General features: G+C 42.7%; 23 protein-coding genes and 1 pseudogene. 19 read left to right on the forward strand and 5 right to left on the reverse strand.

The window, feature by feature from the left end; translation table 11 throughout:
• Positions 1 to 235 precede the first annotated feature (235 nt).
• The 15 genes from BT142_RS16775 to BT142_RS16830 all read left to right on the forward strand — a co-directional run bounded on the left by BT142_RS16775 (position 236) and on the right by BT142_RS16830 (position 11,069).
• Complete coding sequence (locus tag BT142_RS16775; RefSeq protein ID WP_072419330.1) at positions 236 to 619, forward strand: hypothetical protein; 384 nt, start codon at positions 236 to 238, stop codon at positions 617 to 619.
• Between the two features lie 154 nt (positions 620 to 773).
• On the forward strand, positions 774 to 956 hold the full coding sequence (locus tag BT142_RS16780) for a hypothetical protein (protein ID WP_139182286.1): 183 nt from the start codon (positions 774 to 776) through the stop codon (positions 954 to 956).
• Between the two features lie 115 nt (positions 957 to 1,071).
• Positions 1,072 to 1,965, forward strand: a complete 894-nt coding sequence (locus BT142_RS16785) for a recombinase family protein (protein WP_072419332.1) — start codon at positions 1,072 to 1,074, stop codon at positions 1,963 to 1,965.
• 38 nt (positions 1,966 to 2,003) lie between these two features.
• Entirely contained in the window at positions 2,004 to 2,108 is a 105-nt protein-coding gene (locus BT142_RS19765) for a hypothetical protein (protein WP_242872026.1), read from the forward strand.
• 25 nt (positions 2,109 to 2,133) lie between these two features.
• Complete coding sequence (locus tag BT142_RS16790) at positions 2,134 to 2,718, forward strand: hypothetical protein (RefSeq protein ID WP_072419333.1); 585 nt, start codon at positions 2,134 to 2,136, stop codon at positions 2,716 to 2,718.
• A gap of 467 nt (positions 2,719 to 3,185) precedes the next feature.
• A complete protein-coding gene (locus BT142_RS16795) occupies positions 3,186 to 3,623 on the forward strand; it encodes a sigma factor-like helix-turn-helix DNA-binding protein (RefSeq protein WP_072419334.1) in 438 nt (145 codons plus the stop codon).
• A gap of 102 nt (positions 3,624 to 3,725) precedes the next feature.
• Entirely contained in the window at positions 3,726 to 3,860 is a 135-nt protein-coding gene (locus BT142_RS19950; RefSeq protein ID WP_278277580.1) for a hypothetical protein, read from the forward strand.
• A 311-nt stretch (positions 3,861 to 4,171) separates the two neighbouring features.
• Complete coding sequence (locus BT142_RS19290) at positions 4,172 to 4,315, forward strand: hypothetical protein (RefSeq protein WP_175444980.1); 144 nt, start codon at positions 4,172 to 4,174, stop codon at positions 4,313 to 4,315.
• A complete protein-coding gene (locus BT142_RS16800) occupies positions 4,303 to 4,665 on the forward strand; it encodes a type II toxin-antitoxin system PemK/MazF family toxin (RefSeq protein WP_072419335.1) in 363 nt (120 codons plus the stop codon). Before BT142_RS19290 ends, BT142_RS16800 begins: the two co-directional genes overlap by 13 nt.
• Before the next feature lie 3 nt (positions 4,666 to 4,668).
• On the forward strand, positions 4,669 to 6,624 hold the full coding sequence (locus BT142_RS16805; protein ID WP_072419336.1) for an ATP-dependent DNA helicase: 1,956 nt from the start codon (positions 4,669 to 4,671) through the stop codon (positions 6,622 to 6,624).
• Positions 6,624 to 6,806 carry a hypothetical protein gene (locus BT142_RS16810; protein WP_072419337.1) on the forward strand — a complete coding sequence of 61 codons (183 nt, stop codon included), beginning with the start codon at positions 6,624 to 6,626 and terminating at the stop codon, positions 6,804 to 6,806. The genes BT142_RS16805 and BT142_RS16810 overlap by 1 nt, the downstream gene beginning before the upstream one ends.
• Positions 6,800 to 6,904 carry a DUF3789 domain-containing protein gene (locus BT142_RS16815; RefSeq protein ID WP_072419338.1) on the forward strand — a complete coding sequence of 35 codons (105 nt, stop codon included), beginning with the start codon at positions 6,800 to 6,802 and terminating at the stop codon, positions 6,902 to 6,904. The genes BT142_RS16810 and BT142_RS16815 overlap by 7 nt, the downstream gene beginning before the upstream one ends.
• Before the next feature lie 143 nt (positions 6,905 to 7,047).
• Positions 7,048 to 8,595, forward strand: coding sequence for a recombinase family protein (locus tag BT142_RS16820; RefSeq protein WP_072419339.1), 1,548 nt, complete (start codon positions 7,048 to 7,050; stop codon positions 8,593 to 8,595).
• 28 nt (positions 8,596 to 8,623) lie between these two features.
• Positions 8,624 to 9,463, forward strand: coding sequence for a recombinase family protein (locus BT142_RS16825; protein WP_207647531.1), 840 nt, complete (start codon positions 8,624 to 8,626; stop codon positions 9,461 to 9,463).
• Positions 9,456 to 11,069 (forward strand): recombinase family protein, encoded by a 1,614-nt coding sequence (locus BT142_RS16830; RefSeq protein WP_072419341.1) that lies wholly within the window; start codon positions 9,456 to 9,458, stop codon positions 11,067 to 11,069. The genes BT142_RS16825 and BT142_RS16830 overlap by 8 nt, the downstream gene beginning before the upstream one ends.
• Before the next feature lie 143 nt (positions 11,070 to 11,212).
• Here the strand turns inward: BT142_RS16830 and BT142_RS16835 are convergent.
• The 3 genes and pseudogenes from BT142_RS16835 to BT142_RS16845 all read right to left on the reverse strand — a co-directional run.
• Positions 11,213 to 11,458 (reverse strand): annotated as a pseudogene (locus BT142_RS16835) (recombinase family protein); the annotation flags it as partial.
• Between the two features lie 89 nt (positions 11,459 to 11,547).
• On the reverse strand, positions 11,548 to 11,736 hold the full coding sequence (locus tag BT142_RS16840; RefSeq protein ID WP_072419342.1) for a transposon-encoded TnpW family protein: 189 nt from the start codon (positions 11,734 to 11,736) through the stop codon (positions 11,548 to 11,550).
• 152 nt (positions 11,737 to 11,888) lie between these two features.
• Positions 11,889 to 12,242, reverse strand: a complete 354-nt coding sequence (locus BT142_RS16845; RefSeq protein ID WP_072419343.1) for a hypothetical protein — start codon at positions 12,240 to 12,242, stop codon at positions 11,889 to 11,891.
• 525 nt (positions 12,243 to 12,767) lie between these two features.
• On the opposite strand from BT142_RS16845, the gene mobC reads away from it, so the two are divergent.
• Together mobC and BT142_RS16860 are read left to right on the forward strand one after the other, a co-directional pair.
• Positions 12,768 to 13,112, forward strand: a complete 345-nt coding sequence (gene mobC, locus BT142_RS16855; protein ID WP_072419345.1) for a plasmid mobilization protein — start codon at positions 12,768 to 12,770, stop codon at positions 13,110 to 13,112.
• Between the two features lie 190 nt (positions 13,113 to 13,302).
• Positions 13,303 to 13,515, forward strand: coding sequence for a hypothetical protein (locus BT142_RS16860; protein WP_072419346.1), 213 nt, complete (start codon positions 13,303 to 13,305; stop codon positions 13,513 to 13,515).
• Between the two features lie 50 nt (positions 13,516 to 13,565).
• Here the strand turns inward: BT142_RS16860 and BT142_RS16865 are convergent, their stop codons facing one another.
• Together BT142_RS16865 and BT142_RS16870 are read right to left on the reverse strand one after the other, a co-directional pair.
• On the reverse strand, positions 13,566 to 15,071 hold the full coding sequence (locus BT142_RS16865; RefSeq protein ID WP_072419347.1) for a hypothetical protein: 1,506 nt from the start codon (positions 15,069 to 15,071) through the stop codon (positions 13,566 to 13,568).
• A gap of 77 nt (positions 15,072 to 15,148) precedes the next feature.
• Positions 15,149 to 15,460, reverse strand: coding sequence for a helix-turn-helix domain-containing protein (locus tag BT142_RS16870; protein WP_072419348.1), 312 nt, complete (start codon positions 15,458 to 15,460; stop codon positions 15,149 to 15,151).
• A gap of 174 nt (positions 15,461 to 15,634) precedes the next feature.
• Here BT142_RS16870 and BT142_RS16875 point away from each other — a divergent pair, with 174 nt between their 5' ends.
• Together BT142_RS16875 and BT142_RS16880 are read left to right on the forward strand one after the other, a co-directional pair.
• Positions 15,635 to 16,108 carry a hypothetical protein gene (locus BT142_RS16875; protein ID WP_072419349.1) on the forward strand — a complete coding sequence of 158 codons (474 nt, stop codon included), beginning with the start codon at positions 15,635 to 15,637 and terminating at the stop codon, positions 16,106 to 16,108.
• A 182-nt stretch (positions 16,109 to 16,290) separates the two neighbouring features.
• The gene (locus BT142_RS16880) at positions 16,291 to 18,666 is read left to right on the forward strand and encodes a dynamin family protein (protein WP_072419350.1); all 2,376 of its coding nucleotides are present in this window, start codon (positions 16,291 to 16,293) and stop codon (positions 18,664 to 18,666) included.
• The last annotated feature ends 11 nt before the right edge of the window (positions 18,667 to 18,677 follow it).

The raw sequence follows: 18,677 nt of genomic DNA on the forward strand, positions 1-18,677 counted from the left end.
ATGCTACCTTAGCGGTTTATCCGCATTGATTCGGGGAGTTCCAAGAGGGCGCTCCCTCTTGGCGCACAACAAACTCGGTTAGAGTTTGTATAAGTGCGCCCTCCGGGGGTAGATAGCTCAAAACGAGTACACGCCCAATGCGACGAAATGGACTACCCCCGCTAAACCTTTGCGTATGCGAATAGCTGCGTATGCAGCAGGCGCAGGATTGCGCCTCAAGGAAAGGAGAATGCTATTGAGTAATAAAAAGCTGACAACAGAGGAAAAGATCGCCAAGTCTAAGCTGTATGCCGAGAACATGGAGAAAACACAAAATCGGCTTAAAGATATGCGTGAGGCTAAACGCAAGCTCGATGCGGAGATTGCCGAGGAACTGGAGAAAGCATATATCGTCAATATGCAGGAGCTCGGAAAGCACACCGCCGGCAAGATCGGCGAGGGATTTAGCCTTGATGAATACGCCGAGATTGTTGATTGCATATTTACGCTTGATGAGGTCACGGACTACGTTAAGTCCGAAAGGGAGAAGCAGAGAATGAAAGCTGAAAATGAGAAGGCTGCTAATGACGTACTTGAGGACGAGACTGCCTGCTCGGATGCAGACTGCATATCGGCATGAATAAAACTGTGTGATAAAGGACAGGTGAGTCCGATGTGAAACTATCGGCTGACCGCAGAAGAGTTCGCCAATCAGTTTTTGCGGTCAGCACACGACAAAAGGGGTGAGCCTGACCCCTTCCTGCGCTTGCAACGTCAAAACCGTGCTGCATTCTATGCAGAGACTTACAAAACAAGAGATCAACACACTTGCAGCGAGCTTCTATCCTGCAATCAGAGCTTACTTTGAAAGCGAACAGGGGAAAGCTGAATATCAGAAGTATCTCGATGAAAAGGCTGAAAACGCCAAGTCAGCCGAAAACGGGGATACCTCTCATAACGATAACAGCGCTGCATAAAAAATGATTTCGCGATTTAAAGTGTTGACACAAATCTAAACGTGTGGTATAATGGAAGTACGAAAGGTACGGGACAGCGGTGGGCTTGTACCACATGACGCAAAGGAGGTAATAGATGAAGGCAGTTATTTACGCGAGATATTCTTGTGACCACCAGCGTGAAGAAAGCATTGAAGGTCAATTGAGGGAATGCAAGGAATACGCCGAGAAAAACAATATAACGATAATCGGCAGCTACTTCGACAGGGCGATGTCAGCCAAAACTGACAATCGTCCGCAGTTTCAGCAAATGATAAAGGACAACTCAAAGCAGTTGTTCGATGCGGTTATTGTTTGGGAGTTGGACAGGTTTGCCCGAAACAGGTACGATTCGGCACATTATAAAGCGCAACTCCGCAAGAATGGGGTCAAGGTTGTGTCGGCTACGGAAGTTATCTCGGAAGGCGCTGAGGGAATTATTCTCGAATCGGTTTTGGAAGGATTTGCGGAATATTACTCGGCAGAGTTGAGTGAGAAAGTCATTCGCGGCATGACTGAAAATGCCTTGAAATGTCAGTACAACGGCGGTCTTATCCCGATAGGGTACACTGTCAATGAGAACAAGCATTATCAGATTGATGAGCTGACTGCGCCCTTTGTTGCGCAGGCGTTTCAGATGTACGTTGACGGCAAGCAGATAAAAGAGATTGTGAATTTCCTCAACGATTACAATGTCAAGTCTTCGTACAAGAAGAATGTCACTAAGACAACCGTGAGTGCCATGCTCCAAAATCGGAAGTATATCGGGGAGTACAAATACCGCGATGTGGTTGTCCAGGGCGGCGTTCCTGCGATAGTGAGCGAAGATGTGTTCCAAATGGCGCAGGACAGGCTTGAACGGAATCGGCGTGCGCCTGCAAGCTACAAGTCGGATGACAGATATATCCTCACTACCAAGTTGCTCTGTGCGGAGTGCGGCTCGCCAATGGTCGGCGAGAGTGCGAGGGGTCGGCATGACAAGCAGTACTAAAACGCTTCTTCCCCGAACCCAAAGAGCGACGTATAAGACTGCACCCCGAAAACAGCGAGATGGACGACATATATGTAGATGCAAACTCTATGACAATACAGGGTGTTGCTGTGAAGGTCATTAAGATCAATAACCTGAGTTAAAACAAAATATGGAGAAATAAAAAGAATGACAGAACCCAAAAAGGCAAGGGACAAAAGGTACACTATCTCTTGCCCAAGATGTAACAAAAAGCATATTTTTGAAGGAGCAATATTCGATGATAAAGTTGTCTGCTCCTGCGGATTTAGTTTTTACGCTTTTGCGGCGGACGACTTACGGATAATAATGCCGTGGTCGGAAGTAAAATGCGAACCTGTCGTAAAAGCTATGAGAAGGCTGGTGGTCACAAGCGGCAGATGCACTGACATACCGCCGGAGCTATATGATGATAGTTTCCATGATCCCGAACTTACACTTGAAAAAATATTGACAGAGCATCAGACCAACGCATTCGGGACGTGCTACATCAACGAGGAACAGCTCGATCTTATATGCGAGAGCTTCATCTGCGGAAATGATGTTGAGCTGAAGTGGAAAAGAGATCATCTTGATATAATAGAATTGAAAAAGAGAACTATCCGAAGAACAAAATTCGAGTCTAAGACTTCCGATGTGAAGTCCTCCGGCTCAAAGGAATCAACTTGGATACCTTCCGGCACAGGGCTGCTGCTAAGCTCACAGCCAGTCGATAACAACAGAATACAGAGATAGATATTTATCGTAAAAACCGTACAGCGATCGGGCTGTACGAAGGGCTGATTGGAGCCGAAGTATATCGTTAAATGTCGATCAAACTGCCGACACAGGTCGGAGTGAACTTACATGAAATGTTAAGCGTCACTCTGCCCGGTTGAAGCAGCAAGATCAACATTGCGAATACTTCGGCTCCTTTTTTGTTTTCAAAATAATATATTCAACGCCGATATGCATTAAGGCTGAGGATACAAAACAGAGGATTTCAGAATATCTGAAATTACTGTAACTTGTACCCTTTCTTTAGTGCGCCTATTTTTCGGCAAGCAGAGGCTGTGTGCAAGTGTGTACGCAGTCTCTTTTTTTGTGTCTTCGGGGAAGGACGCAATATGTTTTCACAAGCAAAATGGCTGTGTTATACAGCAAAATACCCATGATCTTCGTTTTGTCTTTTCAAAATCAAAATTCAAAACGGAGGTCTAAAAATGAACAATAAAATAGTCAAGGTTTATGACACTATCACAGGGAAAATGGTCGATGTCGAGGTATCACAGGAGGTATATGATGCCTACATGAGAACGGAATGGAACATTCACGATAACAACGAATCCTTTTATGAGCATGAGATACAGTTTTCAATGCTCATAGGCGGCGATGACGGAGCTTTTGAGAACTTCCATGAGTTCATAACAGATGATGACCCGACCGCCGACTATGCTCTTTCAAAGGCTGCATTCGATGAGGTAATGGCGGCGGTAGCAAGGCTGAAAAAAGCTGACAGAGAACTCATACACATGATATATTTCAGCGAATATACCGAGCAGGAGTGTGCTGATCTGCTTGGCACTACTCAGCAAAATATACACAAAAAGAAAAAACGAATTTTGTCTAATCTCTACAAACTTATGGAAGATGGAAAATAAAAAGGTTGTAAAAAGCCCGACTTCTTCCCCTATACAAGCGAGAAATGAATCTCACAGCATTTTGACAACTGAATATCCAACACTCCGGTACGTCAGATCCCGATGGCGGGCGATGAACTCGTCAGCCGTGACCGCTGTACGCCACGACCCGTGAAAACGGCGAGCGAACAATACAGACAGGTCAGCGAGGCAGCCACCTCGCAGGCGATGAAAGTTGGGATATGGGTACATCCGTAAAAAATGGCTCGGGTTTTGCAGCCCGGGAGGTGAAAGTCCTACGGAGCCTGATTAGGACGTCAGGCTCGCCGGAGTGTTCCTTTTGCATGAGGGGGCAGTTTTCTGTTAGATAATTTCATGCACCTTCGGAGCAGATAATCTGTCGAAGGAAAGCGCTGCCGTGTTTACGGCAGTGAGGTCACCCCATAAGGTGACAGAGGGCATAGTGATATGCTCTGTCGGTCTTCAAAAGAGACCGAAAAGGCAAAACGAAAAAGCGGATACGGTGAAAGCTGTATCCGCTGATACATAAAAAACAGGAGGATTTGAAAGTGAATTATTACACAATTGAGATCGAAAGTATCAGATTCGGAGACATTCGCAGAATTACCGTACTGGCTGACTCGTCAGAAAAAGCCTGCGATGAAGCCGTTGTTCACTGCGGAGAAAGGATTGTCGCCGTATGGAGAATATAAAAAGAATAAGGCGTGGCGATATTTACTACACCAACATAGAGGACATAGGACAGGCGGTGGGTTCCGAGCAATCGGGCAGCAGACCGGCAGTGGTAATTCAGAACGACGTGGGCAACAAGTATTCGCCTACAACTATCGTTGCATTTATCACCACAAAGCCGAAAAAGTACCTACCGACCCACGTCCGTCTGCATACAAAAATGCTGTTCTTTTCCTCGACCGTAATGCTGGAACAGATCAGAACAGTGTCGAAAGACAGGCTTGAAAAGTACATTGGCACACTTAACAAAGCCGAAATGGAGAAGATAGACAGGGCGATATGTGTCAGTCTTGACATAAAGGAGACTTGAAAAATGGCAGTGTTATCAGAAAAATGGTTGTCATATCCGATAGAAAATGGAACGAGAGAATTTTTTGAAGAAGCAGCAAATGACGGTTTGGAGCTTCGCCCAGGACAGCTTGAAATGGCGTTGGAGGTATGCGAAGCTATACAGGAACATAAGCCCATTGCGGTAGAAGCAGAGGTCGGAATCGGGAAATCCTACGCATATCTTGTGCCAGCGGTCATGGAGTATATGAAATCGCATAGGCAGATCATCATTGCGACCTCGACAATTGCTTTGCAGGAACAGCTCGCAAAAGATGCTGCGAATGTTCTGGAAATGACTGGTGTACACATTGATGTAACGGTCGCAAAAGGTATGAGAAATTATCTTTGCCCAAGACGATTGGAGAATGCTATTAAAAGCCAGAAGAACAATGCGATATTCAGAGATATTTCGTCTTTGATGAGAATAAAAGGCACTGACCGAGCAGCAATCGGCATTAACATTCCCGACAAGATATGGGAGCTTGTGAATGTTCAAAGCTACGGCGAAAAATGCCATAGCTGCATGATGAAAAATGGCTGTGATTACTACGCATTAAGGGAACAGCTTCACAATGGAAACGGTATTGTTATTTGCAATCAGAATATGCTGGTGGCACATTTACAGAATGTCAGCACTGGCGGAAAAGGTCTGTTCAATTCAAACAACAGTATGGTCATAGTTGACGAGGCTCACAATCTTGAAAGCAAGTTCCGTGAAGCGTTCACCACCGCTTTTGACTGCTATGAACTTCAAAACGCTGTCAGACACAGTGTCTCCAAAATACCGAAAAATCGAAAGGCAGAGTTAGAGAAATTCGCTGATGACACGATAGAATATATCGAACAGCTCTACAGATGGCTTGTCCGTCAGGTCAGTGAGCAGCGGAAAATGAACGAAGCGGATACTTCGACATATTATTTGCAAAAAGACAAATATACCAAAGAACTGCTCCGGGTGATCTACAACAGATTTGTCTGGATTGAGAATCACTCAAATGCGAACCTTGTATATGCAAAAGAATTTCTGAAGAATGTCTTGAATGTCTGCAATGACCATATCGTCTGGCTTGAAATGGAAAGCAGGCTGAAAATATGCGTCTGCCGCAAGGAAATTCGCATGATGATAAATAAAATGCTCTTTTCATCGGGTCGCACGACCATACTGACTTCAGCGACTATATCCGATAAGAATGATGGCAGTCCGACAGAAAAGTGCCGTTACTTTCTACACAATATTGCGTTTCCTACTGTTGGTTTTGTGTCCGAGCCGAAGCGTTCGCCGTTCAATTACGATGAAAATACGATGCTCTACTGCTCGGATAAGCTGACGTATCCGAACATTGAAAACAGACAACTGTATAGAGAACAGTCGATAGCGGAAATCGTTAGGTTGCTTAATATCACCTGCGGAAAAACGCTTATCCTTTTTACCGCAAAAGAAGATATGGAGTATGTCTATAAGAAACTCAGCAACAAGCATTTGCCTTACAAGATATTGTTGCAAGGAAAAGGTTCATCGCAGTCACGTCAGCTTGGTAAATTCAGGAGTGACACAAACTCTGTTCTGCTCGGCACGGGAACTTATTGGGAGGGTATCAACATTGAGGGCGAGAGTTTATCACAGGTCATCATCTTCAAGCTGCCGTTCCCCGTTCCCGACCCGATAATCGACTACAAAATGTCAAAAGTCGAAAACAGGGTCAGAGATGTGGCTGTTCCCGAAATGATAATCAAGCTCAAGCAGGGGGCAGGCAGACTGATACGTTCATCAAGTGATAAGGGCATCGTGTCCATACTCGACCCGAGGGCAAGCACAAGAGAGAACAAGCCATACAGAAATACTATCTTGAACGCTCTGAGCGAAAAGCACAGCACAGAGGATATTGACGAACTGACGGAATTTTGGAACAAGCTGAAAAAAATCAAGGAGGCGGTATAATGGAAAATATCAAATACGCACAGGCAGAATACATGGACGCTCTCATGAGAGCGATAGTTGAACGTGTTTTGGTAGATACCGAGATCACCGAAGAAGAAAAGGACAAGCTCAAAAAGAAGAACACGGAGACAGCCTTTGCACTGTATCCGTCACTCAGAGATTGGGAGGTAGCAGTATGCTGAAATTCATTATAGGAACAATGGTCGGCGGTGTGGTCGGAGTTGTAACGATGTGTCTGTGCGTAGTCGCAGGACAGAGCGACAAACACATAGACCGATAATCAAACAGGGCGTAATATCGCCCTTACACATATTAGGACAGAGTGCGGTTTGCACAGATTTTGGTCATCAATTTTATTGGTGTTGGTGATTCCAATTCGTCCGAAATTGTGGTATTCTGTTGTGCTGAAAGGAGGGTGTGCGAATGGCACAAGTAACGATAATTGAAGCGGTCGGCAGTCAGAACAGCAGACCGAAGTTGCGGTGTGCTGCTTATTGCAGGATATCTACCGAGATCGGCGGTCAGAAAAACTCATATTCGGCACAGGTAAATCATTACAGCACCAAGTTCGAGAATTCAGAGACCGAAATGCTCATCGGGATATATGCCGACGAGGGTATATCAGCCACAAGCGAGGACAAGCGTGTAGAATTCAAGCGTATGATCGCCGACTGCCGAAAGGGTAAGATCGACCGCATTTACACAAAATCTATAAGCCGTTTTTCTCGAAACACAAGGGACTGTCTGAAAAATATCCGTGAGCTGAAAAATCTCGGTATATCGGTGTTTTTTGAAAAAGAGAACATCGACACGGCAAATATCACCGATGAGCTGATGATAACCATAATGGGCGGTCTGGCTCAAGAAGAATCAACTTCCATAGGTCAGAATGTGGCATGGGGCATACGCAAGAAAATGCGTGACGGCACGATGAAATATGCCAACGCTCCTTACGGCTACAAAAAGAATCATGAAACCGGAGACATTGAAATCAATGAAGAAACAGCGGCGGTGGTTCGGAAGATTTTTGAGATGTATCTTGGCGGCATGGGCTGTCGAAGCATAGCCGAAGAATTGAATCAGCAAGGTGTAAAACCGCCTGCGGGGCAAATGTGGCGGCAAAATAGGATAGGCGAAATGTTGTCAAATCCAACATATATCGGCGATAGCATATGGCAGAAATGGTACTCCGCAGGTGTACCGGCAAAGCGAACTAAAAATACTGGCGAGCGTGATATGTTCTATGTCGAGGGCGATCATGATCCTATAATCGACCACATCACTTTCGACAAAGTTCAGGAGATAATCAGTAGCCGAAGGATACCGAGGACATCGCCGCAAGAAAGAGTGTTCTCGAAGAAAATAGTCTGCGGCTGCTGCGGCGGACTTTACAGCTTCCACAATAGAAAATATCGTAGCAAGTGGGAGTGTATCCAAAGATCAAATTATCCCGGAAGCTGCGAGGGCATCGGTCTGCCGCAGTCGGTGATTGAAAATACATTCACCGTGATGTGTAACAAACTGCGGCGAACATATAAGGATATTCTGATACCAGCAAGAAAATCCTTGAATGAAATAAAGCTGCGGAAGCTGGGCGGTGACAGCAGTCTTATTGACATCTACAAACAGATCGCCGACCTTAAAGAGCAACAGCACGTCCTAACTGTAATGCGAAGAAAAAACTTCATGACCGAAGAAAAATATCAAGCACAGTCTGCGGCACTTGACATAAGGCTCATGAAACTGAACGGTGAACTCCGCAGACACACAAAGAGCAGCGATGAGGACGGCATCATAAGCCAGCTCGATATTCTGATTGACTGCTTTGAAAATATGACCGAGGATAAGGAAACGTTCGATGAAGAATTATTCTCCATGATAACCGAAAATATGGTTATAGTGGAGAATAAGAAAATTGAATTTAGGCTTATAGGCGGCATGAGATTTGCTGAAAAGATCGGCGGTGAATAACATGAGAACCATACCCTACGGATACCGAATGAAAAACGGCAACATAATAATTGAACCCGAAGAATCTGAAATTGTAAAGTATATTTTCAAAGAATATATTGGCGGTCTCAGCTACAAAAAACTTGCTGATAAACTAAATGCCAAAGGAATAATATACAGCGAGGGCTGTGAGATATGGAAGCTCGGAACTGTCAAAAAGCTGATCGCCAGAGAGCATTATATCGGCAAAAATGCCTATCCGAGAATCATATCAGATGAGGAATACTACACAGCACAGAGGCTTTCAAAAGAACGCCGACGGGCAATAGGCGGTCCGACTGCTGACCTTGCTGCGATGAAGAAAATAACGATATGCGGCGAGTGCGGTCATCGGCTTGAAAGGTTCGGTTCCAGATATAAAGGGGTCAGCAGATTCTACTGGCGATGCATTAACGATGACTGCACAAAACTCGGATTTAGCATAACCGATGATATGATGACTTATGCACTGGACAGAACGATTATATCATCTGAACATAAGATAGTACAGAATATCGGATATGAGCCGAATAGCAAGATTATATATCAGCAGAATCAGATAAACCAAATGCTCGACAGCGACAAGGCAGATTATGACCGTATAAAAGAAGAAATCGTAAAGCTTGCGAGTCTGAAATATGAGAGTATTGTTTATAAATGTTCAGACAAACAGGCTGAAAGAATTACAGATTTGATTGCAAATTATGAATCTGACATCGAAAAGCGAGCCGAGTTTATACGGGAATGCGTCAGCAGAATAATCATCAACAATAAGCATGAATTTATCGTAGAGCTGATAGACGGAACAGCGTTGAAATCTTACATAGAAAGGACGAAGAAAAATGAGTGAGAGAACTGTAACTGTTATCCCGGCGAAAAAGATAACGGCTGAAAACCGAGAGAAATATCATCAGTTGAAGGTCGCTGCTTATTGTAGGGTCTCTACTGACGAAACTGAGCAGATCAACAGCTACCACGTTCAGATTGACTACTACACCGAGCTGATTAACAGCAACAAAGACTGGTCGTTGGTCAGCATATTCGCAGACGAGGGCATAAGCGGAACGCAGATGAAGAAGCGAACTCAATTCAACCGCATGATGAGAATGTGCCGGCAGAAGAAGATCGACCTTGTGCTTTGCAAGTCGATAAGCAGATTTGCACGAAATACGGTCGATTGTCTCGAAAGCGTCCGTGAGCTGAAATGTCTGGGGATAGGCGTGATTTTCGAGAAAGAAAACATAAACACGCTGACAATGACCAGCGAGTTTATGATGGCGATGTACGGATCTTTCGCACAGGCAGAATCGGAATCCATAAGCAAAAACGTGTCATGGGGAATTGAGAAAGCATTCCGAGAAGGCAAGGTGAGGTACTGCTTCAACAACTTCTACGGATACCGCCGGGGTGCTGACGGGAAACCTGAGATCGTTCCCGATGAAGCCGAGGTGATACGGAGTATCTTCAAAATGTTCCTTGACGGTATGAGCATAAGAAAAATCGCCGAGAAGCTGAACGAGCAGAACATTCCGACCTGTCACAACAAGGGAAAGTGGGAGGTCAGCCGGATAAGATATATCATCAAGAATGAAAAATATTCCGGCGATGCGATAATGCAAAAGTCTTACACGCTCGATTGCCTGACTCACAAACAGGTCAAGAACAATGGCGAGAGAAACAAATATCTTGTGACCAACGCCCATGAGCCAATTATCGACAGGGAGACCTACAACCGGGTTCAGCAGGAGCTTGCAAGACGCAGCTCAAAACGCAAGGTCAGCGACAAATGCGTGACCGAGCAGGGACGTTATTCGAGCAAATATGCACTGACCGAAATACTGATCTGCGGCGAATGTGGGACACCATACCGCCGGGTAATCTGGACTGTCAGGGGCAAAAAACAGCCAGTATGGAGGTGTATTAACCGGCTCGATCACGGGTCGAAATACTGTCACCGCTCGCCCTCGCTTCATGAAGAAAAACTTCACGCAGCGATCATGAATGCACTGAATGATTATTACAATTCCGAAGTCGATGTCAGGAAAGCCATTCAGTTCAATGCCGAAAAAGTGTTGTCTGATCTCGGCGATGATGAATCTGTCCGCATAGAACAACGTCTGAAAGAAATTGATGATGCAAGAAACAAAATGATTGGTCTGATAGCAGGTGGTGCGGTCGATGAAGATTCATTTGACAGCGAGCTTGAAAAAATATTCACTGAGGAAACAGAGCTTAGTGCAAAGCTGGAATCACTTCACAATCAGAGCCGAAATTCATGCCAACAAGAAAAAATAAATATGCTGGTAGAGAAAATAAACCTCGACTGCTGCAAGCTGACCGAGTTCGATGATATTCTGATACGAAAGGCGATAGAGTGCATAAAGGTCATGAGCAAAACTGAGATAATCATCATATTCCGAGGGGGATATGAGATGAAAGTTGAAATCGAAAAATAATGATAAAAATGATAACGAGTGCTTATCTCAAAAAAAGGGGTAGGTACTCGTTTTTATTTTGAGAATTAAAATCGTAATTCTTCCTGATGCCGAAAAAGTGAGTAATAGTGTGGTTTGGTGGGTGTCATCTAATTGAGGGAAATGATGTCCTTAGTGATAACAATTCCAACCTTTCCGGCTTCAACATCTGCCATCATAGCCTTGAAGCCATCACGCTCAAATGTCGTTCCCGAAACTCCGTCATCTACATAAAACACGGGATTACTGAAACCATTATCCTCTGCGTACTTCTTGAGGATAGCCTTCTGGTTGGTGATACTATTACTCTCGCCCTGCAACATATCGTCCTGACTCAGGCGACAATATAATGCTGTAATCTTGTCTGTCATAATTTACCTCTCTTTCCGACAGATACAGCAAGCTATGTTATCATTATAGCGCACATTGACGAACGATTCAATGCGCCGATATTCCAAAGTTACACAGCCTGCTTCTCAGGTTCTTGTCCGGATTCACCGAGGAATTTTTCGCTCTCACGGATGATAAGCCTTTTCAGAATATCTGAAAGGCTTTCCTTTGAAGCAGGGTTGAACACGGTAGTCACCATGTAAAGGGTATGTCCGATCTTGTATTCGGACGTTACATTAAAAGTAGTGTTTGTATTCATAGCGATCTTTCTCCTTTAGCTTGTCTATCTCTATGCATTTAGAGTGAGGGTATCGCTTTATCTCTCTTACCCTCATGATTGTTGTCTTATGATAGCTGTGCGGAACGGCAGATGCCGTCCCTTTGCATAGCTATTTTTATTATCGGATAGTTTTAATCCTCGTATGGATTCGCTTTATCCGAAAAGCTCATTTGCTGTCCGAAGTCAGCGACGAGATCGGTGGTATTGCTTTTCTCATTCTCAGCATTTTCACTCCCGACCAGTTTCAGCAGCTCGTCATCGGATAGACCGCTTGCACGGAGTTTCTGCAACAGCGAATGCTCCGAGGTGATGATCTCATCAAGCTCACGAGGCTTGCAATTGTACTCCTCTGCCATAGCCAGACGAGAAACTTCTTTCAGCTTGTCCTCCAGCGTTTTCTTTTTCGCAGTATTGCTGGCGATACGCTTTTCCAAACCTTTGATCTTCTCAATGAGCTGATCTCTCTTTTCTGTATAGATGCCCATAGAAAAATCACAACCTTTCTTTTGTGTTATTAGCAGACCGAGCCGAGTGACCATAGCTCACCTGCCATGATCCAATTATAGCGCGCTCTACATTTGAAATACAAGCCGCATTGCGCACAAACTTTTGTTCATACTTTGTCAACAAATATCCGGGGAATTTTGAGATTCAAAAAACTGAAATCACGCTATTTCGCCATTTACACTATCCGGGCATTTTGACAAAGCGATTTTGAGCGAATATAAAAAATCTGAAATTTATTATTGACGTGATCGGGAAAGTGCGCTATATTGATTATGGGGAGCGACGAAATAGAGAAAGTCGCACAGCTCCAATTCTCGGAATCGAGAAAAAAGACCGAGCTGAAATGCTCGGAAATGACATTCGCCCCACAGGGGCGAAACTCTACCAGCAAGCACGGTGAAGTGTGGGCGCAAAATGCGACTACACACACTTCACAAGGCTTGGCAGAGGGCGCTGCCCCTACGACCCCGAATTGAGAAAAATAAAAAAGGAGAACAAGAGAAATGAAAGACGAAAAGAAGCGTACATTGTATCTGAAAGTCCGTGTCAGCCCCGAAGAAATGACGGCTATCAAGAAGAAGTTTGAGAACAGCGGGATGAGCAGTCTCAGTACATTTGTGAGAGCCATGATCTTCGAGGGTTACATCGTCCATATCGACGAAAACGAGCTAAAACGGCTCACTGTACTTGCGAATAATATCGCAAACAATATCAACCAAATTGCCCGTCGTGCAAATGTCACGAACAAGGTTTACAAGGAAGATATTGAGGAGATCAAGGAGCTTGGCGATAAGCTCTGGCGTCCGCTGATGTTTCTGCAAACAAAGGTGGTTCAGCTAAAGCATTGAGCAGAATATGAAAATCGCCGTCAGGATAATTCCCGACGGCGATGAAATACGATATGTGCGCTATGTACCGGACTGGCTTTTGAAATTGCTGCGCCTTTCACAATAATGGTTACAATTATTCCGATATGCTGGACTCTGGTGCTATTATGGTATATACTGTATCTACAATATTGATTTGGAGGTAACAGTTATGTTGAAAACACCTGAATTGGCAATGCCGAGAACACGCAAGATTACTACTGTCTGCAATGGCAGGCGTGAGGTCTGGACGGACTACGAAGAAGCGAAAGCCTATTTCCTTGAACTTATGATTTCAACGGACGGAGAGGAGCATGACCGTGCGGAGTGCATTTATATTCAGCTTTTGCACGGACTTTCAGAGTGTTCAGACGAAGACGAATAAGTACAAGAGCGAGTTGTCGAAAACGGCAGCTCGCTCTTTTGGGTTTTAATCTATATACATCTTCTTGATTCAATACTTTTCATCTTGCTGTAAAATTCAGCTAACACTTTTTTATCATCTATATCTTTAACTAAGTTCCATGTTCGCTTTTGCATTTCATCACAAAAGTTTTTTCTAAAACTGTTTATGGCTTCACATTCAATATTACAAGGATAATCAATAATGAAATCTGGATTTTCCGCTTTCTTTCGTAAAAAAGATATAAGGCTCTGATTAGCAAAAAGAATTCTTTCGAGATCGTACAACGACAATACAAAAATATGTTTCCTTAACCATTCTGTCTCAGATGCATCTAATTTGAGTTTTAGAGCAGCAGAATTGTACATTTCTTCTTCTGGCAGATAGCCATCCTCTTCAATAATAACTACACCAAATATGTCATTTTCAAAGTCTATATACTCTTTCTTCTTTTCAAAATAATAGTATTCCTTTCCTACCCTATTTCTTGTGTGCTTGTATACTTGAACTATTGCTTTTGCAATACGACCAATGTCATCATTAAGAGCCTCCTCTGAAATAAGTCTCAGTTTGGATTTGGGGACATATGACTTTCTGTCCAAAAGAACAATAGTAGCGTTTTTTATTGCCATAACATCTACTGTTTTCTTTTGTCCTCCCTTAAATTCATAATCATGCTCCGGCAAAGTCTGATCAAATTCATTGGAGTCAATAATTATTTTAAGCAAATATGATTCAAATACTTCTTTTCCTATTGTTCTTCTTAAATCTTCATTATCTTCCGTAAGCCTATACATCATAGAGCCACAAACTGATTGAAAAAGTAAGTGAGGTGTGGGTAAATAATAATTATTCTCATACTCTATGAATGGGTAAGAGTATGAAGGGCGAAATGAGTAAAGAAAATCTTCAAATGAACCGCTATAATTATCCATTTGTTTAATATACTCGCTTCTACTGATCGCTAACTTACTAATATGATCTCTATAGCAGTCATGAATTAAAGGCATTATCGCTGAAAATACCGTTTCAGGTTCGGACATCAATGCAAGCCATAAAGATTGAGCCATCAGTAGATAATCATAGTGTTCATGTTGGAATTTTTTTACGAAAATGTCATTCATATCAATTACATCATTATGGAATGAAAAATAGTAATTGTACCTATAAAAAAGGAACATATAATTCTGTTGCGAATAAAACTGAGTGCTGGCAGCAGTGATTTTAAACCAAGTTAAAAATTGTGTTGTCCCCTTATATTTTTCTAATTTGGGCGGAATATAATTCCGTATACTGTTCATTATTCTCCAAAAATTCTTACTGCTTATTTTATCATATTTCCATTCTTTTGAGTAGACTGAATATAAAACAAATGCTTCTATTTCCCATGGTAACGGGATTTGGAATCTGTATCCTTGCGCGCCACTATAAATCATCAACTGTCGAGAGTAAAACTGTGCAGTATTCATTTTGCTTTCAAACGAACAGCGTTTTAAAACAGTAGGTATTCTTTTAAAATCAAGAATTGGGTTATCCATATATCATCACCTACTTAATTATACAGTTATCATTGATATAAGTCAATACGAGACAATAAATTCAAGAGGACAAAAGATTACTTTTTCAGTAGTCTATTGATATGATTCAGTATCATCAACTGATCCCCATCATCGAGCTGCTTCATGCCTTCAACCGCTTTCCGTATCAGCTCAGGATTTGAAATGCTGTCATCGAAGAACTCCGCAGGTGTGATGCCGAAGTAGTCGCATATTGCAAACAGCTCCGACAGCGGTGGAAGGGACTTTCCCGATGAAATGTTATAAATATATCCACGGCTATGACCGAGATCATAGCTCATCTGGTACTCCGATACACCCTTTTGCAGCCGGAGCTGAGTTATCCTGTTTCTTACAAAATCGTCTGTCATAGCTAAATCACCTCTTACTACTATAATACAGCAAAAGAAATCAGCTATACTCAAAGGAAATATGTTGTTTTATCTTGAATAATCTTCTAATATATGTTATAATCAAGATATATTAGATTATTCTTGCGGTGGTATCATTAGTAATACGAACAACAACATTTTTAGGTGTAAGCTATGGACATATACACAGTCAGTTTCTTTGGGCATCGTGAAGTAGAAGGCGCGGCAGAGATCGAAAGTAAGCTGGACCAACTCTTGCATGATCTCATCACACAAAAACAGTATGTAGAATTTCTGGTCGGTCGGGACGGAGAATTTGATCTCCTGGTGGCATCAGCGATCAGGCGAGCTGTCAAGCAATACGGCTGCGGCAACACATCGCTGATTCTTGTGCTGCCGTATATGAAAGCTGAGTACCGTGACAATGAGCAGAGCTATCTGAACTACTATGACGAAGTTGAGATATGCACCGACTCGTCCGAAGTACACTATAAGTCTGCGATACAAGTTCGTAACAGGTGTATGGTTGACCGTTCAGACCTGGTCGTGTGCTGTATTCAGCATAAAAGCGGTGGAGCGTATAAAACCGTACAATACGCCTTGAAACAAGGGAAACAGGTCAGAAATCTATCTGACAGCAAACTTTGATTCCGGTGGGAGCAAAGTTGTTGACAAATCATCGGTGGAATCCATTTTTATATTGTAGAATTTCGTTGAAACGGATTGCTTTTTCACCAAATTTGTGGTATAATATATTATGAATAATTGTAATTTGTTACATTTGCAGATTATGAATTGCGATACTATACTTATGTGTTCAGGGGGTAAATATGGAAAACGCATATAAGATGAGGATCACTTGTAATCCCTATACCAAAGAGATTATCTACGAATGCTATGAAAATGACCGTTTTATCAATATCAGCGAGCTTTCCACTGAATACAGCTCAGAACTGATAAATGATAAATTTACAAAAACATCATTCCAGAATCGTGCATATGAGATTGTCGAGCTTCTGAACAAGCATTTTAATCCAGGCAACAAAGGACTTCACATTGATTTCATCGGAAACAAGGACGATTATGATGCTTTAGAAAGTGTCATATCCACATATTTCGCTGATTGTAATATTGTAAGCGAAAAGAATCAGCAGTATTTCAATGAAGCTCCTTATGTTATGCAACAGATAGAAACCCGTTTCGACGATGTTATCACTACGCTTGAAGACAGTGAGTATATCAAAGACGAGATTGCTGCGGAGATAAGCAAGTATAGGGATACTATAGACGAATCTATTGCTATCTGCGTTACAGGTCTTTGCAGCGCAGGCAAATCAGCGTTTATCAATAGCCTTATTGGTTATGAGATACTGCCCAGCTCGTCTGATCCGACAACAGCAAAGATGTTCAAGATTACTTGCAGCGATACATACTCCATATCGTTTGAGGCATCTGGGCAAGATATAACCGTATCATTCAGCAATGATATGTATACTATTTCCAATAACTGTCCGTCTGAGGTCAATGAAGAAATCGGAGCAGTTTTCACTGATGAGAAGGCAGATAACGAAGTTAAGAATATGCATCGTTTCCTTGACTGGCTTAACAAGGGCAAACTCCTTACAGAAATAGGCAGGATAGATATAAGCATACCTTTCAGACAGGTAACATACTTCGATAGCCATTATCAGTTTGTTATCTATGACACTCCCGGTTCTAATTCAGATAGCAACAAGAAGCATTTTGATATTCTTAGGGAGTCACTCAGCAAGCAGACTAACGCCTTGCTTATTCTCTTGACTACTCCCGACACAATGGACTATACCGATAACAATAATCTTCTTGACCTCATTCAGGAGACAGGCGAATCCTTAGATACATCAAATGCGATCATTGTTGTAAATAAGGGAGATATACTTACACCAAGTTCATTGTCTGAAAAACGTGAACGCTATCAGAGCTTAAAGATTACCAAATGGAAGTCTACGAGGATATTTTTCCTTTCGTCTGTAATTGCACTTGCAAGTAAAAAGGACGATCCAGATGATAAAACATCATGGATTGATGAAGACGCTTTTGACGCTTATGATGACAGGTGCCGTAAATTCGCTCGTGGCGATAAGGTGCTGTACAAATATAATATCATTGATAAAAGCAAGGAAGTCGCTCCTGTTGTTGAAGAAGGTGCTGTATCCGATACCACTCTTTTCATCAACAGCGGTCTTGCAAGCATTGAGCATGAAATATCAGACTATGCCCTTAGATACGCACTCTGTAACAAGTGCAGCCGTGCTACTGAGTATCTGCAAAGAGCCATTCAGCTTTGTGAAGACAACGTCCGTGAAATAGAGCGTAAACGTGATGATGAGCTCATCTCTACACAGACACTATTCGATGAGAAGCAGCGTACACTTGCTGAATCTCTTGATAGTAAGCAGAGCTTGACAGCGAGCAATAAATCAGTAGAATTCAGGCAGAGTATCGGTCAGAGCTTTGATAGCTTTAAGGCTCAGAACGGTCTTGTATATAAAAACTTCCTGCAAATCCGCAAGCTCAGCATTTATTCAGAGTTTGAGCAGGAATGGAAGAATATTTCCGCATTGAAAGAACAACAGGGCTTCGATATGGATGAAGCACTTCGCAGAATGGAAAGCAAGGTTAGATACAGATATAATGCACTTCTTAACGCATTTTCTTCTATCGCCAACGCTCTTATCGGATCATTCTGGGAAAATGCTACCGAGACATTCAAGGCTGATTGTAAGGGGATTATTACCGACAGTGATGTTCTTAATGATGAGCAGAAGGCTATTATGAACTCTATATTGCTTAACATGGAGAACATGACAAGAGCTGTTGTTGAATTCGATCTGCGCTCTATCCACGCAGTAAAGCGCACATTCTTCGGCAAGGATAAATATGATAACGGAACTTGCTGTAAAAACCTGGTTCAGACACTTGATGATGTTGTTATGCAGGAAATCGAGCGTGTAAGCAGTAATAACAGCAGATATTTTGAAGAATGGAGCAAAGCGCTTGTTGCAAGCATCAAGACAAAGCTCTGTACATTCAATACCGATCTTCATGATTGGGAAGTAAAGATCGGAGAGCTTAACCAGATCATCGAAGGAAAGAAAAAGCATCTTAAATTACTTGAAGATACGAAAGACTATGTTTGCCGTCTGTTAGAAATACAGGCAGAGTAAGCGGTTCATAG

It is taken from the genome of Ruminococcus sp. YE71, from assembly GCF_900119155.1.
GTDB lineage: Bacteria > Bacillota > Clostridia > Oscillospirales > Ruminococcaceae > YE71.